20 protein-coding genes and 1 riboswitch are annotated in these 24,445 nt (G+C 66.0%); of the genes, 6 read left to right on the forward strand and 14 right to left on the reverse strand.

All coding sequences use genetic code 11. The features are described 5' to 3' along the window. Positions 1-123: 123 nt before the first annotated feature. The gene (gene thiC, locus WCE05_RS04665; protein ID WP_225788921.1) at positions 124-2,010 is read right to left on the reverse strand and encodes a phosphomethylpyrimidine synthase ThiC; all 1,887 of its coding nucleotides are present in this window, start codon (positions 2,008-2,010) and stop codon (positions 124-126) included. Between the two features lie 152 nt (positions 2,011-2,162). After that, positions 2,163-2,269, reverse strand: a riboswitch (TPP riboswitch). Positions 2,270-2,431: 162 nt separating this feature from the next. Here thiC and WCE05_RS04670 point away from each other — a divergent pair. Continuing rightward, a complete protein-coding gene (locus tag WCE05_RS04670; RefSeq protein ID WP_253090951.1) occupies positions 2,432-3,868 on the forward strand; it encodes a TolC family outer membrane protein in 1,437 nt (478 codons plus the stop codon). Between the two features lie 31 nt (positions 3,869-3,899). Here WCE05_RS04670 and waaA read toward each other — a convergent pair whose 3' ends face one another. Continuing rightward, complete coding sequence (gene waaA, locus WCE05_RS04675; protein ID WP_225788919.1) at positions 3,900-5,171, reverse strand: lipid IV(A) 3-deoxy-D-manno-octulosonic acid transferase; 1,272 nt, start codon at positions 5,169-5,171, stop codon at positions 3,900-3,902. Between the two features lie 182 nt (positions 5,172-5,353). Further along, positions 5,354-6,244 (reverse strand): LysR family transcriptional regulator, encoded by an 891-nt coding sequence (locus WCE05_RS04680; RefSeq protein WP_225788918.1) that lies wholly within the window; start codon positions 6,242-6,244, stop codon positions 5,354-5,356. 88 nt (positions 6,245-6,332) lie between these two features. On the opposite strand from WCE05_RS04680, the gene WCE05_RS04685 reads away from it, so the two are divergent. From WCE05_RS04685 to WCE05_RS04700, 4 genes are all read left to right on the forward strand, one after another. Continuing rightward, positions 6,333-6,665, forward strand: a complete 333-nt coding sequence (locus WCE05_RS04685; RefSeq protein WP_225788917.1) for a multidrug efflux SMR transporter — start codon at positions 6,333-6,335, stop codon at positions 6,663-6,665. A gap of 120 nt (positions 6,666-6,785) precedes the next feature. Next, on the forward strand, positions 6,786-7,961 hold the full coding sequence (locus tag WCE05_RS04690; protein WP_368815517.1) for an NAD(P)/FAD-dependent oxidoreductase: 1,176 nt from the start codon (positions 6,786-6,788) through the stop codon (positions 7,959-7,961). Next, the gene (locus WCE05_RS04695) at positions 7,958-8,770 is read left to right on the forward strand and encodes an aldo/keto reductase (protein ID WP_225788915.1); all 813 of its coding nucleotides are present in this window, start codon (positions 7,958-7,960) and stop codon (positions 8,768-8,770) included. Before WCE05_RS04690 ends, WCE05_RS04695 begins: the two co-directional genes overlap by 4 nt. 37 nt (positions 8,771-8,807) lie before the next feature. Then, positions 8,808-9,776: a metal ABC transporter ATPase gene (locus WCE05_RS04700; RefSeq protein WP_225788914.1), complete on the forward strand. Its 969-nt coding sequence runs from the start codon at positions 8,808-8,810 to the stop codon at positions 9,774-9,776. 174 nt (positions 9,777-9,950) lie between these two features. Here WCE05_RS04700 and hldE read toward each other — a convergent pair whose 3' ends face one another. From hldE to WCE05_RS04715, 3 genes are all read right to left on the reverse strand, one after another. Then, positions 9,951-11,372, reverse strand: a complete 1,422-nt coding sequence (hldE, locus tag WCE05_RS04705) for a bifunctional D-glycero-beta-D-manno-heptose-7-phosphate kinase/D-glycero-beta-D-manno-heptose 1-phosphate adenylyltransferase HldE (RefSeq protein ID WP_225788913.1) — start codon at positions 11,370-11,372, stop codon at positions 9,951-9,953. Positions 11,373-11,501: 129 nt separating this feature from the next. Beyond that, positions 11,502-13,310: a lipid A export permease/ATP-binding protein MsbA gene (msbA, locus tag WCE05_RS04710; RefSeq protein ID WP_225788912.1), complete on the reverse strand. Its 1,809-nt coding sequence runs from the start codon at positions 13,308-13,310 to the stop codon at positions 11,502-11,504. Between the two features lie 15 nt (positions 13,311-13,325). Then, positions 13,326-14,501 (reverse strand): O-antigen ligase family protein, encoded by a 1,176-nt coding sequence (locus tag WCE05_RS04715; protein WP_368815518.1) that lies wholly within the window; start codon positions 14,499-14,501, stop codon positions 13,326-13,328. 103 nt (positions 14,502-14,604) lie between these two features. Here WCE05_RS04715 and WCE05_RS04720 point away from each other — a divergent pair, with 103 nt between their 5' ends. Then, complete coding sequence (locus WCE05_RS04720; protein WP_225788910.1) at positions 14,605-15,210, forward strand: toluene tolerance protein; 606 nt, start codon at positions 14,605-14,607, stop codon at positions 15,208-15,210. A gap of 3 nt (positions 15,211-15,213) precedes the next feature. Here the strand turns inward: WCE05_RS04720 and WCE05_RS04725 are convergent, their stop codons facing one another. From WCE05_RS04725 to WCE05_RS04760, 8 genes are all read right to left on the reverse strand, one after another. Then, on the reverse strand, positions 15,214-16,305 hold the full coding sequence (locus WCE05_RS04725) for a glycosyltransferase (protein ID WP_225788909.1): 1,092 nt from the start codon (positions 16,303-16,305) through the stop codon (positions 15,214-15,216). Between the two features lie 48 nt (positions 16,306-16,353). After that, on the reverse strand, positions 16,354-17,127 hold the full coding sequence (locus tag WCE05_RS04730) for a glycosyltransferase family 2 protein (RefSeq protein WP_225788908.1): 774 nt from the start codon (positions 17,125-17,127) through the stop codon (positions 16,354-16,356). A gap of 66 nt (positions 17,128-17,193) precedes the next feature. Continuing rightward, positions 17,194-18,150 carry a glycosyltransferase gene (locus tag WCE05_RS04735; RefSeq protein ID WP_253081689.1) on the reverse strand — a complete coding sequence of 319 codons (957 nt, stop codon included), beginning with the start codon at positions 18,148-18,150 and terminating at the stop codon, positions 17,194-17,196. Between the two features lie 47 nt (positions 18,151-18,197). Next, positions 18,198-19,601 (reverse strand): PIG-L deacetylase family protein, encoded by a 1,404-nt coding sequence (locus WCE05_RS04740; RefSeq protein WP_253081688.1) that lies wholly within the window; start codon positions 19,599-19,601, stop codon positions 18,198-18,200. Beyond that, a complete protein-coding gene (locus WCE05_RS04745; RefSeq protein WP_225788905.1) occupies positions 19,598-20,494 on the reverse strand; it encodes an antimicrobial resistance protein Mig-14 in 897 nt (298 codons plus the stop codon). Before WCE05_RS04745 ends, WCE05_RS04740 begins: the two co-directional genes overlap by 4 nt. After that, entirely contained in the window at positions 20,494-21,624 is a 1,131-nt protein-coding gene (locus tag WCE05_RS04750; protein ID WP_253167881.1) for a glycosyltransferase, read from the reverse strand. Before WCE05_RS04750 ends, WCE05_RS04745 begins: the two co-directional genes overlap by 1 nt. Further along, a complete protein-coding gene (locus tag WCE05_RS04755) occupies positions 21,608-23,365 on the reverse strand; it encodes a carbamoyltransferase (RefSeq protein WP_225788903.1) in 1,758 nt (585 codons plus the stop codon). The genes WCE05_RS04750 and WCE05_RS04755 overlap by 17 nt, the downstream gene beginning before the upstream one ends. A gap of 175 nt (positions 23,366-23,540) precedes the next feature. Beyond that, positions 23,541-24,377, reverse strand: coding sequence for a 23S rRNA (adenine(2030)-N(6))-methyltransferase RlmJ (locus tag WCE05_RS04760; protein ID WP_253103072.1), 837 nt, complete (start codon positions 24,375-24,377; stop codon positions 23,541-23,543). Between the last annotated feature and the right edge of the window lie 68 nt (positions 24,378-24,445).

A 24,445-nucleotide genomic window follows, 5' to 3' on the forward strand; every position in this document is an offset into this window, starting at 1 on the left:
TCAACATTCAAAGGCCCCCACCGTGACAAACGTTCCCCCGTGGGGCCGCCTGGGCCCCCTGCCGCGGCGCCGCGGCGCTATGGCCCCCCACGGCGGCCCCCAACGATCAGTCAGTCGCTGCCATCACACCTTGTGATACAGCTGGCTGCCTTCCTGGCGAAACCGCTCGGCCTGCTCGCGCATGCCCTCCTCGACCGACACGTCCACCGCGTCGATGCGCTGGTTAGCGGCGTACTCGCGCACTTCCTGGGTGATCTTCATGGAGCAGAACTTCGGTCCGCACATCGAGCAGAAGTGGGCGACCTTGGCCGACTCCTTGGGCAGCGTCTCATCGTGGAAGGCACGCGCGGTGTCCGGGTCCAGGCCCAGGTTGAACTGGTCTTCCCAACGGAATTCGAAACGCGCCTTGGACAAGGCATTGTCACGGATCTGCGCCCCGGGGTGCCCCTTGGCCAGGTCGGCGGCGTGCGCGGCGATCTTGTAGGTGATGATGCCGGTCTTGACATCGTCCTTGTTCGGCAAGCCCAGGTGCTCCTTGGGCGTCACGTAGCAGAGCATGGCGCAACCGAACCAGCCGATCATCGCCGCACCGATACCGGAGGTGATGTGGTCGTAGCCTGGGGCGATGTCGGTGGTCAGGGGGCCGAGGGTGTAGAACGGCGCCTCGTCGCAACACTCCAGCTGCTTGTCCATGTTCTCCTTGATCAGTTGCATCGGCACGTGGCCGGGGCCTTCGATCATGGTCTGCACGTCATGCTTCCAGGCGGTCTTGGTCAGCTCGCCGAGGGTTTCCAGCTCGCCGAACTGGGCAGCGTCGTTGGCGTCGGCGATCGAACCCGGACGCAGGCCGTCGCCCAGCGAGAAGCTGACGTCGTAGGCCTTCATGATCTCGCAGATTTCGTCGAAGTGGGTGTAGAGGAAGTTCTCCTGGTGATGGGCCAGGCACCACTTGGCCATGATCGAGCCACCGCGGCTGACGATGCCGGTGACCCGCTTGGCGGTCAGCGGCACATAGCGCAGCAAGACGCCTGCGTGGATGGTGAAGTAGTCCACGCCTTGCTCGGCCTGTTCGATCAGGGTGTCGCGGAACAGCTCCCAGGTCAGGTCCTCGGCGATGCCGCCGACCTTCTCCAGGGCCTGGTAGATCGGCACGGTACCGATCGGCACCGGCGAGTTGCGGATGATCCACTCGCGGGTCTCGTGGATGTGCTTGCCGGTGGACAGGTCCATGACCGTGTCCGAACCCCAGCGGATACCCCAGGTCAGCTTGGCCACCTCTTCCTCGATGGACGAGCCCAGGGCGCTGTTGCCGATGTTGCCGTTGATCTTCACCAGGAAGTTGCGGCCGATGATCATCGGCTCGAGTTCGGTGTGGTTGATGTTGGCTGGAATGATCGCGCGACCACGGGCGATCTCCTGGCGCACGAACTCAGGGGTGATTTCCTTGGGGATCGCCGCGCCGAAGCTGTGGCCAGCGTGCTGCTGGGCCAGCAGGCCGGCTTCGCGGGCCTCCTGCAGCTTCATGTTCTCGCGGATGGCGACGTATTCCATCTCGTCGGTGATGATGCCCTTGCGCGCATAGTGCATCTGCGTGACGTTGGCGCCGGCCTTGGCGCGGCGTGGGTTGCGCACATGGGCGAAGCGCAGTCGGGTCAGCTCCGGGTCGCTCAGGCGCTGCTGGCCGAAGTTCGAGCTCAGGCCGTCCAGGCGCAGGGTGTCGCCACGGGCCTCGATCCAGGCCGAGCGCACATCGCCCAGGCCCTTGCGCACGTCGATGATGACGCTGGGGTCGGTGTAGGGGCCGGAAGTGTCGTACACCAGCACCGGGGCGTTCTGCTCGCCGCCGAAGTCGGTGGGGGTATCGTGCAGGCTGATCTCGCGCATGGGCACGCGGATGTCGGGACGAGAGCCCTCGACATAGACCTTGCGCGAACGGGGGAAGGGTTGCACGGACTGCTGGTCGACTTGCGCCGACTCGCTGAGGTGGATCGTTTTTTCTTGTTTGCTCATCACAGGCTCTCCAGACAGCTTCCTAGCGGGTGGAATGTCGGGGGAGAACCTGAATGGCGTGGATGCACCCTCCACGGGTGCGGTGCCGGATGCACGGGGGGCCTCGAGCGCGAGCTCGACGATCCCGGACCTGGCACAAGAGTCTCGCCGGGAAAGCGAGCAATCTTGTTCCCTACGCAGGCGCTAACCTGATCAGGTTCAACGGGACCCGGACCTCTCCGATCTCAGCCTTTGATTCAAGGCACCCCGACAAGAACATGCGCAGTCTAGACTCAAGTGGTCGGCAAAGCCAAGCGTGTCAGCAGGGGGAATGATGAAAGGCGCAACAGGCGGATTGTTGCCGGCTGCGCGCGGCACTACACTGGTCCATCGCCCGATACTCAACAGTTCAGTAATTCAATTTCGTACAAGGATTGCCCCTATGCTGCGCAAACTCTCACTGGCGATCGCCGTGTCTTGTGCGTCCAACACGGTGGCCTGGGCAGCGGACGTGCCCACGACGGTGAAGACCGACCTGATCAGCGTCTACCGGGAAGCGGTCGACAACAACGCCGACCTGGCCGCCGCCCGCGCCGACTACGGCGCCCGCCGCGAAGTGGTGCCCCAGGCCCGGGCCGGCCTGCTGCCGAACCTGTCGGCCGGTGCCGAGATGATGAGTACCCGCACCAAGCTCGACGAACCGTCGATCACCTCCAACCGCAGCGGCAATGCCTGGAGCGCCACCCTGGCGCAACCGATCTTCCGTGCCGACCGCTGGTTCCAGCTGCAAGCGGCCGAGGCGGTCAACGAACAGGCCGCGCTGGAGCTGTCGGCCACCGAACAGAACCTGATCCTGCAGACGGCCGAGAACTACTTCGCAGTGCTGCGCGCCCAGGACAACCTGGCCTCGACCAAGGCCGAGGAGGCGGCCTTCAAGCGCCAGCTGGACCAGTCCAACGAGCGCTTCGACGTCGGGCTTTCCGACAAGACCGACGTGCTGCAGTCCCAGGCCAGCTACGACACCGCCCGGGCCAACCGGATCATCGCCGAGCGCCAGGTGCAGGACGCCTTCGAGGCCCTGATCACCCTGACCAACCGCCAGTATTCGTCGATCCAGGGCGTGGTCCACAGCCTGCCGGTGCAAGTGCCGACACCCAATGACGCCAAGGCCTGGGTCGAGACCGCCGCACGCCAGAACCTCAACCTGCTGGCGACCAACCATGCCGTCAGCGCCGCCGAGCAAACCCTGCGCCAGCGCAAGGCCGGTCACGCCCCGACCCTGGACGCGGTGGCACGCTACCAGCGGGGCGACAACGACAACCTGGGTTTCACCAACCCCGCCCCCCAACCGGGCGTGCGCTACAGCGGCGACGTGGAGCAGACCAGCATCGGCCTGCAGCTGAACATCCCGATCTACAGCGGTGGCCTGACCAGTTCCCAGGTACGCGAGGCCTACCAGCGCCTGAACCAGACCGAGCAACAGCGTGAGAGCCTGCGCCGCCAGGTGGTGGAAAATACCCGTAACCTGCATCGGGCGGTGAACACCGATGTGGAACAGGTGCAGGCGCGCAAGCAGTCGATCATTTCCAACCAGAGCGCCCTGGAAGCCACCGAGATCGGTTACCAGGTCGGCACCCGCAACATCGTCGACGTGCTCGATGCCCAGCGCCAGCTTTACACCTCGGTACGCGACTACAACAACAGCCGCTACGACTACATCCTCGACAACCTGCGCCTCAAGCAGGCCGCCGGCACCCTCAGCCCGCAAGACCTGCAGGACCTGGGGCGCTACCTGAAGGCCGACTACAACCCGGACCGGGACTTCCTACCACCGGACCTGGCAGAGGCGGCGGCGAAGAACTTCGAACGCCGACCGTGAACACAACCCTTGGCCTGTAGAAGCGGCTCCGTCACCCCAAAAGGCGAGCCAACCCATCCAGCAAGCGCTGCAATGCCCCTTGGTTGGCACGCATCACCTGGTTGCCCGCCTCACCCATGCGCCGGGCATCCTGGGGCAACTCGACCAGGCGGCGCACGGCCGTGGCCAGGCCCTCGGCATCGTCCACTTCCTGCAACGCTCCTGCCTCGCGCAGCATCGCGCTGATCTCGAGGAAGTTGAACACGTGCGGCCCGGTGATCACCGGCAGTGACAGCGCGGCCGGCTCCAGCGGGTTGTGCCCGCCAGTGGGTACCAGGCTGCCGCCGACGAAGGCGATGTCGGCCAGGGCATAGAGGAACAGCAGCTCGCCCATGGTGTCGCCGAGCAACACGCGGGTCTGCCCGTCGACGGGTGCACCGCTGGAGCGGCGCACCGTGGCGAACTGCTCGCGGCACAGCGCATGCACCGCCTCGAACCGCTCGGGATGGCGCGGCACCAGGATCAGCAGCGCATCGCCATGGGCCTGCAACAATTGCCGATGGGCCTGGAGCACCAAGGCATCCTCGCCCTCGTGGGTGCTGGCGGCGATCCAGACCGGGCGCTGCTCGGCGCCCCATTGCTCACGCAACTGGCGCGCGCGCGGCAGCAGTTGCTCATCGATCTTCAGGTCGAACTTGATCGAGCCGGTCACCTGCACGCACGCGGGGCGAGCGCCCAGGCTGCGGAAGCGTTCGGCCTCGACCTCGGTCTGCACGGCGATCAGGTTCATCTCGGCGAGCATCGGCCGGGTCAGGCCGGCGAAACGCCCGTAGCCTCGGGCGGAACGCTCCGACAACCGCGCGTTGGCCAGGGCCACCGGGATGCCACGCCTGGCGCACTGGTGAATATGGTTGGGCCACAGCTCGGTCTCCATGATGATGCCCAACCGTGGCCGGACATGATCGAGGAAGCGCCCGGCCGCCCATGGCAGGTCGTAGGGCAAATAGCAGTGCTGGATGCGCGGTTCGCCTTCGAACATCGCGCGGATCCGCTGCGAACCGGTCGGGGTCATGCAGGTGAGGGTGATCGGCAGGTCCGGATAGGCCTTGAGCAAGGCACGGACCATGGGCGCTGCGGCGATGCTCTCGCCCACCGACACCGCATGCACCCAGATGCCGCCTTGGCGCATGGGCGGTAGCTTGCAGGCGAAACGCTCGGCGATCCGCTGGCCGTAGGCCGGCGCCTTGCGTGCACGCAGGAACAGGCGCAGCGCGACCAGCGGCAGGCCCAGGTGAAACAGCAAGGTATAAAGAGTTCTGTTCATGGCGGCGCAGTTTACTAGGAACGGGATGAAAAGGCCTGTGTCCAGGTCATTCGTTCAGGTGATGGACAGGGAATCCAGGGTGTCAAGGCAGGCCTATTCGCAGCGGTTCGGCGCCCCGACAAGCCCGTTCCCACAAGAGCCTCCGTCAACCGTATGTTCTGTGTGCGACAGCGCATGGTCCCCTAGCCGATTGCCCGTAGGTGCACGGCAAAGCGCTCGGCCAGCCACTGTGCCGCCGGCCCCAGTGGCTGGTCGCGGCGCCAGGCCAGTTCGGCCACCAGCGCCGGTGGCCGCCATTCGCTGTCCAGCTCGACCATCTGCGCCTGGTAGGTTGGGTATTGCACCACATGCCGCGGCAACCAGGCCCAACCCAGGCCGCGCATGAGCAACTCGGCCATGGCGTAGAAGCTGTCCGCGCGCCACACCTGCGGGCTGATCGCCTCTCCGCCTGGGTAGCCGCTTTGCTGCGGGGTGATCAGCAACTGCCGGTGACGCGCCAGTTGCTGGCGCGAGACCCGGCCCTGGCGGGCCAGGGGATGGTCCACGGCACAGACCGTGATCATCTCGACGCTGCCCAGGGCACGCCGCTCCAGCGAGGCCGGGATCTGCTCGTGATGGAAGAACAGCCCCAGGTCGGCGCGGCGCTCCACCAGCTTGCGCGCCACGTCGCCCTGGGCCCCGCTGGCCAGTTGCACTTCGAGAAACGGGTAGTGGCTGGCCAGCTCGTCCAGGCTGTCGATGACCGGCTGATACGGCATGGCCTCGTCCTGGGCGACCCGTAACTGGGCCTCCTGGCCACGCATCAGGGCCAGCGCGCGACCGTCCAGGCGCTCGCACTGGCGCAACAGTTCCCGGGCGTCCTCCAGCAATGCGGCGCCCCGCTCGGTCAGGCGCGGCTGGCGGCCGCTGCTGCGCTCGAACAGGACCACGCCCAGGTCGGTTTCCAGCAGGGCGATGGCATTGCTGATCGCCGACTGGGCCTTGCGCTGCTCGCGGGCGACAGCGGAAAACGAACGCAGCTCGGCAACCCGCACGAACAGGCGCAGTTGCTCCAGGTTCCAATGCTCGGCCATGCAAGCTATCTCCATAACAGATAGGTAATGACTTTACCGCATCCATGGAGCGTCTAGAATGCCAGCCCAGCAACGGAGGACCTGCACCATGAACGCCTACACCTACCTGGCCATCGCCATTTGCGCCGAAGTCATCGCCACCGCTTCCATGAAGGCGGTCAAGGGCTTGAGCACGCCGCTGCCGCTGCTGCTGATGGTCTGCGGCTATGCCGTGGCGTTCTGGATGCTGACCCTGGTAGTGCGCAGCATTCCGGTAGGCATCGCCTATGCGATCTGGTCGGGCCTGGGCATCGTGCTGATCAGCGCGGTGGCACTGGTGATCTATGGGCAGAAGCTGGACTTCCCGGCCATGCTCGGCATGGCCATGATCGTCGGCGGCGTGGTGGTGATCCAGGTATTCTCCCGGACCGCAGGGCACTGATCCGTATCCGGGGCTGCTTTGCAGCCCCAAATGGCAACTGCAAGCCCTGAGCCCGGCATTGGGAAGCCTGCCTTCACAGCCTGTATACTTGCCAGCTGTCCCAATCCTCGAGGTGCCCGCATGCCAACCGCCATTTCCACTGACGTGCTGATCGTCGGCGCTGGGGTCGCTGGCCTCTGGCTCAACGCCCGCCTGCGGCGCCTGGGCTATTCGACGGTGCTGGTGGAGCGCGCCAGCCTTGGCGGCGAACAGACCATCAAGTCCCAGGGCATCATCCATGGTGGCACCAAGTACGCGCTGCACGGCGCCCTGACCGGTGCCTCGGAGGCCATCGCCGACATGCCGCGGCGCTGGCGCGAGGCCCTGGCCGGCAGCGGCGAGCTTGACCTGGGCAACACCCGCCTGTTGTCCGATGCCCACTACCTCTGGTCCCCTGGCACCCTGGCAGGCAACCTCACCAGTTTCTTCGCCAGCAAGGCCGTGCGCGGCCGGGTCGACCAGGTCAAGGGCGAGCAACTGCCCCCCGCCCTGCAAGACCGCGCCTTCAAGGGCAAGGTCTACCGCCTGGCCGAGCTGGTCATCGATGTACCCAGCCTGCTCGCTAACCTGGCCGAGCTGGCCGGTGACAGCCTGCTGGCCGGCGAGCGCATCGAGCCGCTGCGCGAGGGCGGCGAACTGCTCGGCCTGCGCGTGGACGATCGCGAGATCCGCGCCCAGCGCATCGTGCTCAGCGCCGGTGCCGGCACCGAGGCACTGCTCCAGGCCCTGGGCCTGGAGCAGCCGGCCATGCAGCGCCGTCCCCTGCACATGGTCATGGCCAAGGGGCCGAACCTCAAGCCGCTCTATGCCCACTGCCTGGGCGGCGGGCCGAAGCCGCGGGTCACCATCACCACCCACCCGGCCGCAGACGGCCAGTGGGTCTGGTACCTCGGTGGCGACCTGGCCGAAGCCGACGGCGTGGCCCGCGAGCCGGCGGCGCAGATCGCCGCGGCGCAAAAGGAAATCGCCAACCTGCTGCCCTGGGTCGACCAGCGCCAGGTGCGCTGGGCCACCCTGCGGGTCGACCGCGCCGAGCCGGCGCAGTCCGGCCTGGTGCGCCCGGACAATGCCTTCCTGGCCGAGCAACAACGCCTGCTGGTGGGCTGGCCAACCAAGCTGGCCCTGGCGCCCGACTTCTGCGACCGTGTGCTGGCGAGCCTGGAGCGTGATGGCATCCGCCCAAGCGCGCAACCGAACCTTGCCGACCTGCCCCGCCCCGCGCTGGGCGTGCCTGCCTGGGAGCAACTGCTGCCATGAGCCTGCCGACCCTGCACGACTTCCACCGCCCGTTGGGCAGCACCGGCCTGACCGTGTCGCCCCTGGGCCTGGGCACGGTCAAGCTTGGCCGCGACCAGGGCGTCAAGTACCCCACCGGCTTCACCATCCCCGGCGACGACGAAGCCCGCCTGCTGCTGGCCCAGGCCCGTGAGCTGGGCATCAACCTGATCGACACCGCGCCGGCCTATGGCCGCAGCGAAGAACGCCTGGGCCCGCTGCTGCGTGGCCAGCGCGATGAGTGGGTGATCGTCAGCAAGGTGGGCGAAGAGTTCGAGAATGGCCAGTCGCATTTCGATTTCAGCGCCGCCCACACCCGACTTTCGGTGGAACGCAGCCTGCGCCGCCTGGAAACCGATCGCATCGACCTGGTGCTGGTGCACTCCGATGGCAACGACCTGGCGATACTCGAGCAGCAGGAGGTCTACCAGACCCTTGCCGCCCTCAAGCAGGAGGGCAAGATCCTCGGCTACGGCCTCTCCGGCAAGACCGTGGCCGGCGGCCTCAAGGCCCTGGAACAAGGCGACTGCGCCATGGTCACCTACAACCTCAACGAGCAGGCAGAACGCCCGGTACTGGACTACGCTGCCGAGCACGGCAAGGCCATCCTGGTGAAAAAGGCCCTGGCCAGCGGGCACGTTTGCCTGGCGCCTGGGGTCGATCCGGTGCAGGCCAGCTTCGAGCTGCTGTTCTCCCACCCTGGCGTGAGCAGTGCTATCGTCGGCACCATCAATCCGTTGCACCTGGCCCATAACGTGGCCACCGTCGCCCGCATCCTGGGCCAGTCTTGAGCCAACCACCAGGGCGCCCAACGCAAGGAGGAGCCTCGTGCCGCGCATGCTGATCCGCAAGAACCCGAGCAACTTCAAGACCTTGCCGCTGCATGTAGAAGCCACCCCCGACGGCCTGACCTACCAGAGCATCGGCATGCCGTTGAACTTCGCCCAGGTCCAGCAACGGCGCAAGGCCATCCAGTTGGCCGACACCGAGCGTTTCGTGGTGGAACTGGCCAACCTCGGCGTCTCGGTGCGCCTGACCCTGCACTGGCAGCACCGCGACTACTGGGTGCTGGTACGCCAGCGCCGGCAGGACCGTGGCGATGTGGTCTTGAAGCTGATCTCAGGCTACGTGCCCGCCCAGGAACTCAACCTGCCGCTGCACACCGCCATCCAGGAAGTGGCGGAGGAATGCCTGCTGGAAACCCCCGAAGGCTGGCTCGGCGGGCGTTTCAACGACACCTGGCTGCCGGCGCCCTACGCCACCGCCCTGCACTACCGCGAGGCCCTGCCCTTCGTCCTTACACCCGAGTCCGGTGCCGCACGGCCGGTGCATTGCGCCAACCTGATGCTGCTGGAGCGGCCACGGGCCTACGTGCACCTGCCCACGGCATCGCTGCAACTGATCTACGACCTGCGCCTGCAGGTGCCCAGGGAAGCCAAGTCGCTGAGCCTGTTCCATGTCGACGAGCGGCTGGAGGGTGAGCACCTGGTGGCCCGGCTCAACCGCAAGCGCCCGGACCTGTACCTGATGCCGCTGAAGGACGGTCGGCCGCTGGCCGAGCTCTATACCTTGAAGAAGGACGAACTGGTGCCCGCCAGCACCCGCGGCCTATACCTGGCCGAGAGCTTCGCCCGACAGGAGGGTTGGGTGGTGCAGGATGAGCGGGTGCGCTGGAAGGACTGGGTGAAACGGCAGGGGTTGGTGGAGCCGAAGCGGGAGCCGGCATCGCACCTGGAGCGCTTCGGTGAGAAAGCGCGGGAGTTGCTGGCCCGGGCACGGACCACCTTGCACAAGTGATCATGGGGCTGCTGCGCAGCCCATCGCCGGCAAGCCGGCTCCCACAGGTTTCCCGCTGGATTCAAGCCCTGCGCTCTATCTGTGGGAGATCATGCGCTGCGCTATCTGCGGTTTACGCAGGCCCTTGTGGGAGCCGGCTTGCCGGCGATGGGCCGCATTGCGGCCCCGGCACTCTCAGTGCTTGCGGATCTTCTCGACGATCGCCGTGGTCGAGCTGTTTTCCACCAGCCCCAGCACCTTCACCGTCCCGCCATAGGCCTTGACGATATCGGCGCCGACCACTTGGTCGATGCCATAGTCGCCGCCCTTGACCAGCACATCCGGCTTGACCTGGCGCAGCAGGTTCTCGGGCGTCCCCTCGGGGAAGCTGATGACCCAGTCCACCGCACCCAGGCCGGCGAGCACGGCCATGCGCCGATCGACGCTGTTGATCGGCCGGCCCGGCCCCTTCAGGCGGCTGACCGAAGCGTCGTCGTTGACCGCCACGATCAGGCGGTCGCCCTGGGCACGTGCCTGCTCCAGGTAGGTCACGTGGCCGGCATGGAGAATGTCGAAGCAGCCGTTGGTGAAGACGATCGTCTCGTTGTGCGCCCGCGCATCGTCGATGGCCAGCAACAGCTGGTCGAGAGTCAACACGCCGCGCTCGGAGCCCTCCTCGCGCTGGATCGCCCGACGCAGTTCGGGGGCGCTGATAGCTGCAGTACCGAGCTTGCCGACCACGATGCCGGCAGCCAGGTTGGCCAGGGCGACCGCGTGGGGCAGGTCCTCGCCGGCGGCGATGGCCGCCGCCAGGGTGGAGATCACGGTATCGCCGGCACCGGTGACATCGAACACCTCGCGGGCACGTGCCGGCAAGTGCAGCGCCGGATGGCCGGTGCGCAGCAGGGTCATGCCATGCTCGCCACGGGTCACCAGCAAGGCGCCGAGCTCCAGGTCGTGCAGCAGTTGCAGCCCCTTGGCGACCAGGTCGGCCTCGTCGACGCAGCGCCCGACGATGGTCTCGAACTCGCTCAGGTTCGGCGTGATCAGGCTGGCGCCCCGGTAGATGGAGAAGTCCTTGCCCTTGGGGTCGGCCAGCACCGGGATGCCCTTGGCCCGCGCCGCCTGGATCAGGCTCTGGTGGTTCTTCAGCGCGCCCTTGCCGTAGTCCGACAGCACCAGCACCTTGACGCCCTCGAGCAGGTCGTCGACTTCCTCCCCCAGCGACAGTGGGTCGGTGGCGAAGGGTTCTTCGAAATCGATGCGCAGCAATTGCTGGTGGCGGCTCATGACCCGCAGCTTGACGATGGTCGGCTGGTGGGCGATGCGCTGGAAGATCGAACGCACGCCCGCGGCCTGCAAGCTGTTGGACAGGCTGTCGGCGGCCTCGTCCTGGCCGGTCACGCCGACCAGCGCGGCCGGCGCACCGAGCGCGGCGATGTTCAGTGCGACGTTGGCCGCGCCGCCGGGGCGATCCTCGATCTGCTCGACCTTGACCACCGGCACCGGCGCTTCGGGAGAAATCCGCGAGGTACCGCCATGCCAGTAGCGGTCGAGCATGACATCGCCGACCACCAGTACCGGGGCTTGATCGAAACGCGGCATGGACAACTTCATGGGCAACCCAAATGGAAAAATGAACAGGGGCAGGATATTAGCACAGGGCAAGCGACGGCTTTATGGCCACCTGCGCTCGCGATAATTCCAGTGACAATCGAGGCCGGCCAGGCCCCGATTCAGTAGGCTTCAGGTGATATCGGCCTTTTCCGGCTGATCCAGGCCCATGGCATGCAGGCGGGCATAATGGCCATTTGCCTGGAGCAACTCGGCGTGGGTGCCGCGCTCCACCAGCCGGCCCTGATCCATGACCAGGATCTGGTCGGCCTTCTCGATGGTCGACAGGCGATGGGCGATCACCAGGGTGGTGCGGCCTTCCATCACATGGTCGAGCGCGGCCTGGATGTGGCGCTCGGACTCGGTATCCAGGGCCGAGGTGGCCTCGTCGAGGATCAACAACGGCGCATTCTTCAACAGGGCACGGGCGATCGCCAGGCGCTGGCGCTGGCCGCCGGACAGCAGTACGCCGTTCTCGCCGACCTGGGTGTCGAAGCCCTGGGGCAACTGGTCGACGAACTCCTTGGCGTAGGCATCGGCAGCCGCGGCCTCGATGGCCTCGCGCGGCGCACCGGCCAGGTCGCCATAGGCGATGTTGTTGGCGACCGTGTCGTTGAACAGGGTCACGTGCTGGGTCACCTGGGCCACGTGGCGGCGCAGGTTGCGCAGGCGGTAGTTCTCGATCTCCACGCCATCGAGCAGGATCTGCCCCTTGTCATGGTGATAGAAGCGTGGAATCAGCCCGGCCAGGGTCGACTTGCCGCTGCCGGAGCGACCGACCAGGGCGATCATCTGCCCAGGCTCGGCGGTAAAGCTGATGTCGCTCAGCACCTCGCGCTCGGTGCCCGGGTAGGTGAAGCTGAGGTTGCGCACCTCCAGGCGACCTTCGACCCGCTCCATCTCCACGGTGCCGGCATCCACCTCCGGCTGCTCGTCCAGTTGCTCGAAGATGCTCTCGGCACCGGCCAGGCCTTTCTGGATGGTCGAGCTGACTTCTGACAACTGGCGAATCGGCTTGGGCAACAGGCCCGCCGCCGTGATGTAGGCGACCAGGTCGCCCGCAGAGGCATCGCCCCGCAGGAACAGCACCAGGAACATCAGCGCCGCCATGGCGCTGTAGATCACCAGTTGCAGCAACGGCGTGTACAGCGCGCCGGTCTTGGTCATGCGCAGCTGCTTGTCGGTATTGCCCTGGCTGGCCTGCTGGAAGCGCCGCTCCTCGTAGGCCTCGCCACCGAAGCTGCGCACCACGCGGTAACCCTGGATGGTCTCGGAGGCAACGTGGGTCACGTCGCCCATGGCCACCTGGATCTTCTTGCTCTGCTTGCGGAACTTCTTGCTGGCGGTGCTCACCATCAGGGCGATGATCGGCAGGATGGCGACCATCACCAGGGTCAGCTTCCAGTTCATCCACAACAGGTAGGCGAACAGGAAGACCACGGTCAGGCCCTCGCGGATCACCACCTTGATCGCATCGGTGGCAGCGCCGGTGACCATGGTCACGTTGAAGGTGATCCGCGAGATCAGGTGCCCGGAATTGTGGTTGTCGAAATAGCGGTTGGGCAGTACCAGCAGCTTGTTGAACAGCTCCACCCGCAGGTCGTGCACCAGGCACAGGGATACCTTGGCCAGGAAATAGTTGCCCAGGAACGAGCCCAGCCCCTGCCAGGCGGCGATCAGGATGATCAGCAGCGGCACCGCCTGCAGCAGCTGCAGGTCGCGCAGGTAGGGCACGTCGGGGAACAGCACCGCTTGCGGATTGCTCAGCCCATCGACGAAGTACTTGAGGATCCCGGCCAGCATCGGCTGGGTCGAGGCGAAGATCACGAAACCTACGATGCTCAGCAGGAAGATGCCAATGTAGGGTTTCACGTAGCCCAGCAGCCGGAAGTAGATCTTCAGGCTGGAGGCATGCTCCGCGGTTCGCGGTGTTTCGGCCATCATCGAACTCGCTGTTCAGGTTGAACCGGAAATTTTACCACAGGCTCGATCCTCGGCACGCACCCAGGGCAACAACATCGCCAGCCCCACCGGCAGCCAGCTGATGAACCACTCGGCACGCGGCGTGTCGGTCAGGCTCGCGGCGTCGAACTGCATGGCCAGGGTGGCGAACACCCAGAACGCCAGCAGGGCCTTGCCGAACGCCGTATGGCGGACCCGCACGATCTCGCCTAGGGTGAACAGCCATACCGCTGTCCATAGCAGCAGGCCTGGCAGGCCAAGCTCCACGGCAACGTGGGTGAACATGTTGTGGGTATGGTCGAAGGACTTGCCGAACGCCTCGACCCGATAGACCTCGCCCAGCCCCAAGCCGGTCCAGGGGTGCTCGGCGATCATCTGCAACGCCGACTGGAACAGCTCTGGACGGAAGGACGCCCCACGGCGCAGGATCAGCTCGTGCATCACGCCGAAAGCAACGACGGTGGCGACCAGAGCCAGAACGGCATACAGGCCACTCTTGCGGTCACGGAACCACAGCGGCGCCAGGACCACGGTCATGACCAGCGCCAGGGCCGCCCCGCGACTCTGGCTGAACACCACGAACGCGCCCAGGCAGGCCAGCGCCACGGCCCAGGCGACTTGCAGGCCACGCTGTCGGGGTACGTCGTAAAGCGTCCAGAAGATCGCGGCGGCAATGACATAGGCGCCCAGGATAGGGTGGGAGATCTCGCCGATCCCCTCCAGGCGAGCGGTCAGTCGATTTGGCTGCAGGCCATAGTAATGAACGATCGACGCCAGCGCGGCCACCGCCAGCAGGGCGCCCCCCATGCGTAGCAGGGCCTGGCAGCGCGCCAGGCCAGCCTGGGCCAGGAGAGGAAAGGCGAGGAGAAACAGCAGGATGTACAGCAGCCTCTTGGCGTCCCGCCCGGGCTGCTCGGAGGCCGACCAGGCCAGGCTCACGGCGCTCCAGCCAACCAGCAACGCGACCCCGATCCACAGGGCGGGCTGACGGCGCCAGGCCTCCACCAGCACGCGGCGCGCAGGCCAGGCCAACAGCAGCGTCGGCAACCAGAGAAAGAGGATGAGCCCCTGCTGGTAGAGCTTGTTGCTGGGCGCCAGGGCAATCCCTCCCAAAAACCAGACAAAGCCGAGCCCAAACCAGGCCTGGGCCCAGCGATTCTGATACGACATCCATTCCCCCCGGTAGATCAACAAGACACCATCATGGTGCTACAGCTTCAAATTCGGCATTATGGCCGGTCATTTTCGCTTGCAAGACGACAAGGCCCTATCCATGCAATGCTCCCGGCTCTCCCAAGTCGACTTCGATCAGCTGACACTCGGCGCCAAGGTTCTAGAGGCAGATAGCTATGGCGCTAAAGTCTACCTGCTCGGCGATGGAAATATCCTGAAGGTTTTTCGTCGCAAGCGCCTGATTTCATCTGCGCTGCTACGCCCGTACTCGCAGCGCTTCGTCGACAACGCCAGGCGCCTGGCCCAGCTGGGCATTCCAACGCTCGAGGTGATCAGCCAGTACAAGCTGCCAATGCCTGGGCGCACGGCCGTGCTCTACCGCCCGCTGCCGGGCGAGACGCTGCTGCAGTTGTCGCGCCAAGAGGGTTTCAGCTGGGACGAGTACCTGCCCCAGTTGATCGAACTGGTCCGCCGCTTGCACCGTTCAGGGATCTACTTTCGCTCGCTGCACCTGGGCAACGTGGTCGTCACCCCCGAGCAGCGCTTGGGCCTGATCGACGTGGCGGACATGCGTTTCCTGCGCCCACCGCTGTCGGCGCGCATGGTACGGCGTAACGTGCAGCACCTGGCCAGCTATATCGAGCGGGAGAAACTCGCCGACCGCTTCCCCCTCGCCGACTTCCAGGCGGCCCTGCTCGGGCGCTGAACCTCAGCGGCGCAGCAAGTTGGCCGAACCCTGGCGAAATGCCTGCCAGGCCAGCTCCGGCGCCAGGGCCTGGCGTTGCTGGCCGGCCGTGTCGCTGGCGTCGAGCGTGACGCAGCGCTCGATCGCCGCAGTCCAGGCGGCTTCGTCGCCGATCGGCAGGTAATAGCCCGCCTCGCCCAATTGCTCGCGAAATACCGGCAGGTCGCTGCACAACACCGGCACGTCGGCCAGCACGGCTTCCTGTAGCACGAGCCCCAGGCCCTCTGACCGTGAGGGCACGAGCAGCCAGTCGAAGGCCCGGTACAACTGCGACATGTCCGGGCGGTAGCCGCAGAACCACACGCTCCCCCCCAGCCCCAGCGCCTCGCTGCGTGCCACCAGGTGCGCTTTCAGTTCACCCTCGCCGAGAATCGCCAACTGGATGTCCGGTTGCTGCGCCCGCGCCTTGGCGAATGCTTCGATCAGCATCTCGAAACCCTTGCTCTCGACCAACCGCCCCACCGCACCGAACAGGCGACCAGGGTTTGCGGGCAAGGCCAGGGAGCGCCGGGCCGACGCCTGATCGAGCAACCCGTCGGCGAACGCCCGGGGGTCGAGCGCGATACGCAGGGTCTGCACTGGACACCCAAGGGTCTGTTCCAGCTCCCGGGCGAGCGTGCGGGACACCGCGGCGACGCTCAGGCGCTCGACACCCACGTCACACAGCAAACGGATATCCCGGCGGCGCAGGCGGGTCGAGCCATGGAACAGCACCGTCGCCCGTACATTCGGCAGATGGCGCAACAACGGCAGTACCAGACGGGCGACGCCCAGGCCATCGAGCAACAGCACGTCGGCCTCGGCCTGCTCCAATGCCTTGCGCAGACGCAGGCGCAGCCACGGCCGCAACAGCCGCCAGAAGTACCGTCCCTTGAGCGCGCGCTGTGGCATGTGCCACTCACGCGTGGTGCCGAGGCCGCAGCACAGGCCATCGCCAAGCAGCAACCAGTTGCTGATGCGGGCATCGTCACCGGCGTGCTTGAGCATTTGCCGGTGGACCTCATGCACGGAGATATACGGAGCTCCGCCCGACCACATCACGTTGACGATGTTCATCGGAATAGCTCCCTTGCACCTGGCAGGCTATCTGCCAGGCCAGCAGATTCAGTGAACAAGAAAACCGATTCCCGTACCAATCAAGACCCCTGCCACCAATACCGCTGCCAGCCTGACCCGGTCGCGCTGTCGTCGCTTGGCCTTGCGCTGGACCTCCTCGGGGACGGTCACGTGGCTACCAAAGCCCGTGTGCAGCACCGCGTCACCCTCCAGGGTGATGGCGGTCAGGTTCAATTCAGCGTAGCGCCGCGACAGCGCTTTTTCACCGGCATAATCAGCGAAAGGCGCACAACGCTGGTAATCGCTCAGCCTGCGCAGGCCTGGATTGAGCGAGAAGGCTTGCCACTCGGCCTTGTCCGAGAGCAGCGGGTAGCAGGGTACGCCGGCGATCACCTGGCGATCGCCGAGGTGGATGTAGGGGCTGTGGATCGCCAGGTCATGGGCATGGCTGCGCAACCAGACCTGCAGCACGTCCGGGCTCGCTTCCAGGATGGCCCGTGAGTCCTCGACGAAGCCCTGCCGGTAGAACCGCCAGTCATCCTCGCAGTGAAAGATGTAGGGCGTCTTGACCCGGCCATAGGCCAGGTCGATCGAGGCCAGTTGGCCCAGCTTCGGCCGGTTGACGAACACCGTGCAGTGATCCTTCCAGTGCGCGGGCACCGCGTCGTGCACGGCATCGTCGCCGGAGTCCTCGGTAATGAAGACTTCGCGTATGGGCGCCGTGTTGTAGCGGTCGAAACTCTCCAGGGTTTCCTTGAGCAGGTCGAAGCGCCCGCAACTGGTCACCACCAGGGTAATGTCACTGTTTTCCGAGAAGCGCACGGGGCTCCCTCCACCTTACGGTCTTGAATTGTTGATGCCCAACCCCCGGGACCTGCGATTCGTCACTCACAGCCCAAGCCTCAGGCGCAGGCGCTGCCATCCCGTCAGCGGCGGGTGTGGCCTCAATGGAGGGGTCATGTGTTCGACGATGCTACGCCCAACCTGGGCAAAGCTGAAACGCGAAACCGCCAGCTCGCGTCCATTCGCGGCGATTCGCTCGGTCAACGCAGGGTCTGCCCGTAAAAGCCGGAGCTTCTCCTGCAATACAGGGATGCTGTCGTACAGCACCACGTTGTGCATGTCCTGCAAGCCCAGGGCGCGATTCTCCTCCTCGCCCTGGTCGAACGCCAGCAAGACACAGCCGCACGCCATCGCTTCGAAGTTCTTGATCATGTATTCGCCCATGCCGACATCGGCACTGACGAAGAAGCGGATGCGGTTGAGGGTGTTGCAGTAGTCCTCACCCGAGTTGGTGCGGGTCACCACCAGGTTCTCCACCCGCCCCAGTTCGTCCAGCAACGCCTTGCGCCCACTGTAGGCCACGCTCTTGGTACTGCCGACGAACGCCAGTTCGATATCGCGTTCACGCCCCTGGTCGCTGAGCAGTTGCTCATCGTAGCCCTTGGGCACGAACACCGCGTCGAAGCCCTCCTCGCGCAGGCGCTCGCTGACACGGTAGCCGGAACTGATCACCCGCGCCCAGGGCAGCTTGCGGTAATGCGCGCTGAACTTGCCGGTGTATTTGCAAGGGATGTAGTTCTGGTAGGCGTCATGCTCGAGGATCACCAGGTTCGGCACCGTGCGGATGAAGCCGGCCTGGCGCATCTCCTGCTTGAAGCGCAGGAAGAAGACGATGCGGTCGTAGCGCGAGACATCCACCTCGCGCCGGAAATAACGGCGCAGGTTGCGCTGGTCCTCGCTGCTCAGCCAGCGCAGGTCGCAATCGCAGTTCGCCGCGACGCCATCGTACAGCCGGTCGAGGATTGCCCGCTGTTCTTTCTGCACCAGAAATAGGACTTTCATGGCTTTCCTTGGGCTCTTTGCGTCAGACGCTCAATCATAGGTGGCACTCAGGAGTCTCGGCGCCAGAACAATTCGTGCCGGCGCACCGCCTTGCGGAAGAACTCGTTCTCCCCGTACGGCGATGGGCGGCGCCCTGCCAACCAGCGCTGCAAGGCCCGGCGCACGCGACGCTTGAACGGTGCGGGCGGCTGCAGGTCGTGCATCATGCCCAAGGCCATGGCCTTGTCGCGCTGGGTCGGCACGTCCAGGACCAGGCTGCAGGGGGCCCAGGCCTGGTCGGCATGCAGTTGCGGCGGCAACGCCACGCCATCGCCGCTGTCGCCCATGGGCCAGCGGTCGTTGTCATGCAGGTGGTTGGCGTAGCAGAGTACGGTTTCCGGTTGCCAGGCCAAGCCCTGCAAGGCCTCGAGCACCGCCGCCCGGGCACACAGGTGGTCGGGGTGCGGGTCGAGCTGCGGATGGGGCATGACCAGTACCTGCGGCCTGGCCCGCTCCAGCAGGACGCGTAGGTCGGCCAACAGGTTGTTCCAGGTCGGCGCACCGTCGGCATCGGCTGGCAGCGCAAACGGATTGAAACGGCGGAATGGGCGAATATCGGCCATGTCAGCCTCACGCGAGTCCACGGGCTGGTCGGGCGCCGCCTGCATGGCCGGCAGTTGCAGGCAGAAGTAACCCAGTTGCACGCAGCGCGACTCGGGCACGCCCGCCCAGCGTGGCACGGCGATGCTGTCCCAGGCCCGCAGGCGCCCTTTCAGCCGTGCAGCCTCGGCCTTGGCCATGCCCATCCGCTGGTAATGCTCGGCTTCGATTTCACCGGCGGTCAAGGTCACCACCCAGGCTTCGTCGGCCTGGCTGTACAACCCGTAGGCGGCCAGCTCGGCATCGTCGGCATGGGGGGCGATGACCATGACTCGGCGTTGGCGCAGCTCGACACCCGGTGCAATCCACAACCGTGGCGCCCCCACCAGCCGGCAGTGCCGTCCCCGCAGCCGCAGGGTGCCCGCCATCAGGGGGGCCGCCAGGCCGGTCAGGTTGAGAAAGCGCACACCCTCGACCCCGCGTTCGAACGTCTGCCGGTCACCCTGCCCCTCTGCAAGCAGTTCGACCTGCGGATCGAGCAGGCGGCCCAGCCAGGTGCTCTTCACCCGGACCTCGAGGACCAGCGTCTCGTCCCCATCCAGCACGGCATCTACCTCGAGCAGGCCATCGCGCAGGGTCGCGGACGCCTCGCGGGTCTGCTCGCCGAAGCGGTACTCGTAGTCCTCGGCCGGGGAATAGAACAGGTGATCGGCGAACCAGGCCTCGTGGGCCACCCAGATCAGCGGCAGCAGTACCAGCGGCAGCCACCAGTACGTGGCGACCCCGAGCACGACCAGCAGGACCAGGCCCGCCAGCAGGCCGAAGCGCTTGTTGCGCCGGTGGCGCCTGAGCAGCGCCTGCTTGCGGCTCATGCCTGGAACACCGGCACAGGGTTGCACCAGCGGTCCTTGTACTCGCGGTCGGCACGACCGAACGAGAACCGCAGCGGCTTGTTGCGGGCGCGGGCATCCTCCCAGGCGGCCTGGGTATTGAGGAAGCTCAGTACGCTGCCGGGGCTGAAGGCCTTGGTTTCAGGGTCGACGCCGCCATTGACGTACTCGACGCTGATCCATTCCGGCGCCTCGACCCGGTACACCAGCTGGATGGCGATGGGTGCGCCTTCGAGCAACAGCACCGAACCGATCATCAGCTCGCGCAAACGCTCCAGCACCTCAGCCATGCGCGCAGCGCCAGTGGCCGGAAAGCCCCAGCGTCGCTGGAACAGGTCGCAGTACATGGCGGCGAGCTGCGCGGCGCTGAAGTCGCCGATCGGTCGCACCTGGCCGCCCGCCTCTTCCAGCAGGCGCAGCTCGCGACGCTGGTTGTAGCGGAACTTCTTCGACAGGTCTTCGTGGGGGCGGGCCATGGCCAACTGCTCGGGCTGCGCCTTGAGGCCGGTGAAACGCCCCTGGTTCAGCTCGGACAGGTAGCGCCCGGCGTGCCGCAGCGGCGCACCGGCGTCGGCGGCGGCCGGCAGGATGATCTCCGCATTGCCCAGGTCGAACAGCCCCTTCTTGCCCATGCGCTTGAGCACGTCCTTGGACAGCGCCAGGTGGCGTCCCCAGGTAGGAATGGCGGCCTTGAGCTCGCCATCCTGTCGCCAGCCCAGGTAGCGCACCGGGATTTGCGCCAGGTCGGCCAGTTGCTCGACCACCAGGGGGTGCGTCGCCACGCTGCCGCCGAAACGCTGCCAGGCGGCGGCATAGTCTGCTGGGTCGATGGCCTGCCAGCCGCGTTCGCGAAAGGCCTGGATATGATTGAGCATCACGCCTGCGCCACCAACGCGCGCACCTGCGCAAGCTGCCAGAATGCCTCGCGCACGGCCTGGTCGCTGAAGCGCTCGCGCAGGCGTTGCAGCATGTGCTCGGCGCACGCCTGGCGCTGTGCCTCGTCCAGCCCTGCCAGGTGCTGCAGGCCCTGGGCCAACTGCCCGGCATCGCCCAAGGGGAACAGCACGCCCACGCCCTCGACCACCTCGCGGGCACCACCGCAGGCCGTGGCCAGCAGCGGGACTCCAGCAACCATGGCCTCCAGCAGGACCATGCCGAACGGCTCGTGGTCGGAGCTCAGGGCGAACACATCGAACGCCTGGAAATAACGGCGGGCATCGGCCACCTGGCCGAGGAAGTCCACCTGCCCGGCGATCCCCAGTGCCGCGGCCTGGGCCTTGAGTTTGTCTTCCAGGCGGCCTTGGCCCAGCAGCACCAGGCGGGCGCTGGCCGGCAGGCCCGGCAGCGCCTCGGCGAAGCCACGCAGCAGGGTGGCCTGGTCCTTGTCAGGGTGCAGGCGACCGACGTTGCCGACGATCCAGGCCTGCGGGTCGAGGCCCAACGCACGGCGCGCCTCGTCACGCGGCACGAGGGCAGCCTGCAGGGCCTCGACGTCGATGCGGTTGTACAAGGTCTGGATACGCTCGGCGGGCCACGTGGGCAGGCAGCGACGCATGTCGTCGCGCACCGCGTCCGAGACCCCGAGCAGGCTCAGGCGTTTGCGAAAGAGGTTGGCGAACAGCCGCCGCCCGCCGCGTGCGTAGTCGCCGAAGGCATGGTGCACGCCGATCACCGGCAGGCCGGTGGCCAGCAGCGTCACGTAGATGGGCTTGAAGCGGTGGGCGATGCAGAAGCTGAAGTTGCGCTCGGCAGCGATCTTGCGCAGCGCCTGGATGGCACCCAGCTTCAGCCCGCGTACAGCCTTGGAACTGAACGCCAGGAACAAGACCTCGTCGGACGCGCAGCCGGCGGCTACCCGTGGGTCGGCCTTGCCAGTGAGAAAGACCGTGGTGACCCGGTAGCCCGTGCCCTGGAACAGACTGGCGTATTGACGGGCGCAATCGAGGAAAGGCCCGTCATAGCCATGGCAGAACTGCAGGATGCGCTGTTCAGAGCGGTTGGTCATAAGGCGCCGCGCCATCCTTGACCACCAGGATGTCTTCCATGATCAGGTACTGCAGGTCCGAGCCGAAGAACATGTTCAAGGCATCGGTCGGCGAGCAGATCATGGGTTCGCCACGACGGTTGAGCGAGGTGTTCAGCGACACGCCGTTGCCGGTCAGGTCTTCGAGGGCCTTCATCATGTCGTAGTAGCGCGGGTTGTACTCCCGCTTGAGCACCTGGGCGCGCGACGTGCCGTCCTCGTGGACCACTTCCGGGACACGGGTCTTCCACTCCTCGGCGACTTCGAAGGTGAACGTCATGAACGGTGCCGGATGGTCGACCTTGATCATCTGCGGTGCGACGGTGTCGAGCATCGACGGGCAGAATGGTCTCCAGCGCTCGCGGAACTTGATCTGCTCGTTGATCCGGTCGGCCACGCCCGGCACGCTCGGGCAACCGATGATCGAGCGGCCGCCCAGGGCACGCGGGCCGAACTCCATGCGGCCCTGGAACCAGGCCACCGGGTTGCCATCGACCATGATCTTGGCGATGCGCTGGGGCATGTCGTCGATCTTGCGCCACTTCGGCGCGCTTGGGTGGCGGGCGCAGGCGGCGATCACGTCTTCGTTGGAATACGAAGGACCGAGGTAGACGTGCTCCATCTTCTCGACCGGCACGCCACGGGCATGGGACACATAGGCCGCCGCACCGACCGCGGTACCGGCGTCACCGGAGGCAGGCTGGACGAACAGCTCCTTGACGTCCGGGCGGGCGATGATCTTCTGGTTCAGCTTGACGTTCAGCGCACAGCCGCCGGCGAAGGCCAGCTTGCCGGTCTGCTTGAGGATATCGCCCAGGTAATGGTCGATCATCTGCAGGGCCAGCTTCTCGAACAGCGCCTGCATGCTCGCCGCATAGTGGATGTACGGCTCGTCGGCGATGTCGCCCTCGCGCTTGGGGCCAAGCCATTCGATGAGCTTGGGCGAGAAGTAGAAGCCCTTGCCCTTCTCTTTATAGCGACGCAGGCCGATGACGTTGGCGTATTCGGTGTTGATCACCAGTTCGCCGTTCTCGAAGCTGGCCAGGCGGGAGAAGTCGTACTTGCTGGCATCGCCGTACGGGGCCATGCCCATGACCTTGAACTCGCCGTCGAGCATCTCGAAGCCGAGGAACTCGGTGATCGCGCCGTACAGGCCACCGAGCGAGTCCGGGTCGTAGAATTCCTTGATCTTGTGGATACGGCCGTTTTCACCGTAGCCGAAGAAGGTGGTGGCGTACTCGCCCTTGCCGTCGATGCCGAGGATCGCGGTCTTTTCCTGGAAGCCCGAGCAGTGATAGGCGCTGGAAGCGTGGGCCAGGTGGTGCTCGACCGGCTCGATCTTGATCTTTTTCGGATCGAAGCCCAGTTGCTCCAGACACCAGACGATCTTCTTGCGGTAGCGCTTGTAGCGGCGATTGCCCATCAGGATCGCATCGAGTGCGCGGTCAGGGGCGTACCAGTAGCGCTTGGCGTAGTGCCAACGGGCCTTGCCGAACAGGCTGATCGGGGCGAACGGAATGGCCACCACGTCGACGTCGGACGGCTTGATGCCGGCCTGCTCCAGGCAGAACTTCGCCGACTCGTAGGGCATGCGGTTCTTCGCATGCTTGTCACGCACGAAGCGCTCTTCTTCGGCGGCGGCAACCAGCTTGCCGTCGATGTACAGGGCCGCGGAAGGGTCATGGCTAAGGGCGCCGGACAGGCCAAGAATCGTCAATGCCAAGGGTCTAGCCTCTTCATTCGGTAGAAATGCGCCGCCGGCTCGCGGGCGGACGGCGACTAAAGAGCGGGATTATAACGCAAAGCGCTGTGTGCGGATGCCTCTGCGAGGGCTGCGCCTTCGATTGCGGGCCTGCACCAATGCCGGGGCCGCTTCGCGCCCCAAAGAGGTCTACAGGCTACTCCGCGATCAACCAGTCCATCCGCCAGCTACCCGCCGTCTGCGCCAGCTCCTTGGCCAGCCAAGGCAGCAACTCGCGCAGTTCCTCTTCCAGCCCCCAAGGCGGGTTGGCGATGGCCAGGCCCGAGCCATTGAGCCCCTGCGGGCTGTCCTGGTGGTGCACGTACAGCTCTGCGCGCAGCAGCTTGGGCGCACCGGTGCTGGTCAGGTCCTGGTAGAAGCGGGTCAGCGAGCGCTGGTCCTTGATCGGGTACCAGATCGCGGCGACGGTCTGGCGCATGCGCCCGATCGCCTCCTTCATCGCCACGGTGCAGCGCTTGAGCTCGTCGGGCTGCTCGAATGGTGGGTCGACCAGCATGATCGCGCGCTTCTCCTGCACCGGCAGCAGGGCCCGCGGCACGTGCCAGCCCTCGCCCAGGTGAACGACGACCCGTGGGTCCTTCTTCATGTTCTCCTTGAGCAGCGGCCCGTCCTCGGGGTGCTTCTCGTTGAGCAGGGCGCGGTCCTGCTGGCGCATCAAGCGCCGGGCCAGCTCTGGCGAGCCAGGGTAGTAGCGCAGCTCACCGTCGGCGTTCAGGCGCTTGACGATGCGCAGGTAGTCGGCGGTGATGGCCGGCAGGTCGTCGCGGTTCCACAGCCGGGCGATACCTTCGAGGTATTCGCCGGTGCGCGTCGCCTGGTCGCCCTGCAGGTCGTACAGCCCCAGGCCGGCATGGGTATCGAGGTAGGCGAACGGCTGCTCCTTGCGCGACATCAGGGCGATGAGGCGGGTCAGCACGATGTGCTTGAAGACGTCGGCATGGTTGCCGGCGTGGAAGGCGTGACGATAGTTCATGGCAACTCCTGCGAAGCCGGCAAGTTTACCTTGTCGCGCCGACGCCGTCAGGTCGCGCCCGCCGAAAC

The sequence above is a fragment of the Pseudomonas sp. I2 genome, assembly GCF_040984075.1.
GTDB lineage: Bacteria > Pseudomonadota > Gammaproteobacteria > Pseudomonadales > Pseudomonadaceae > Aquipseudomonas > Aquipseudomonas guariconensis_B.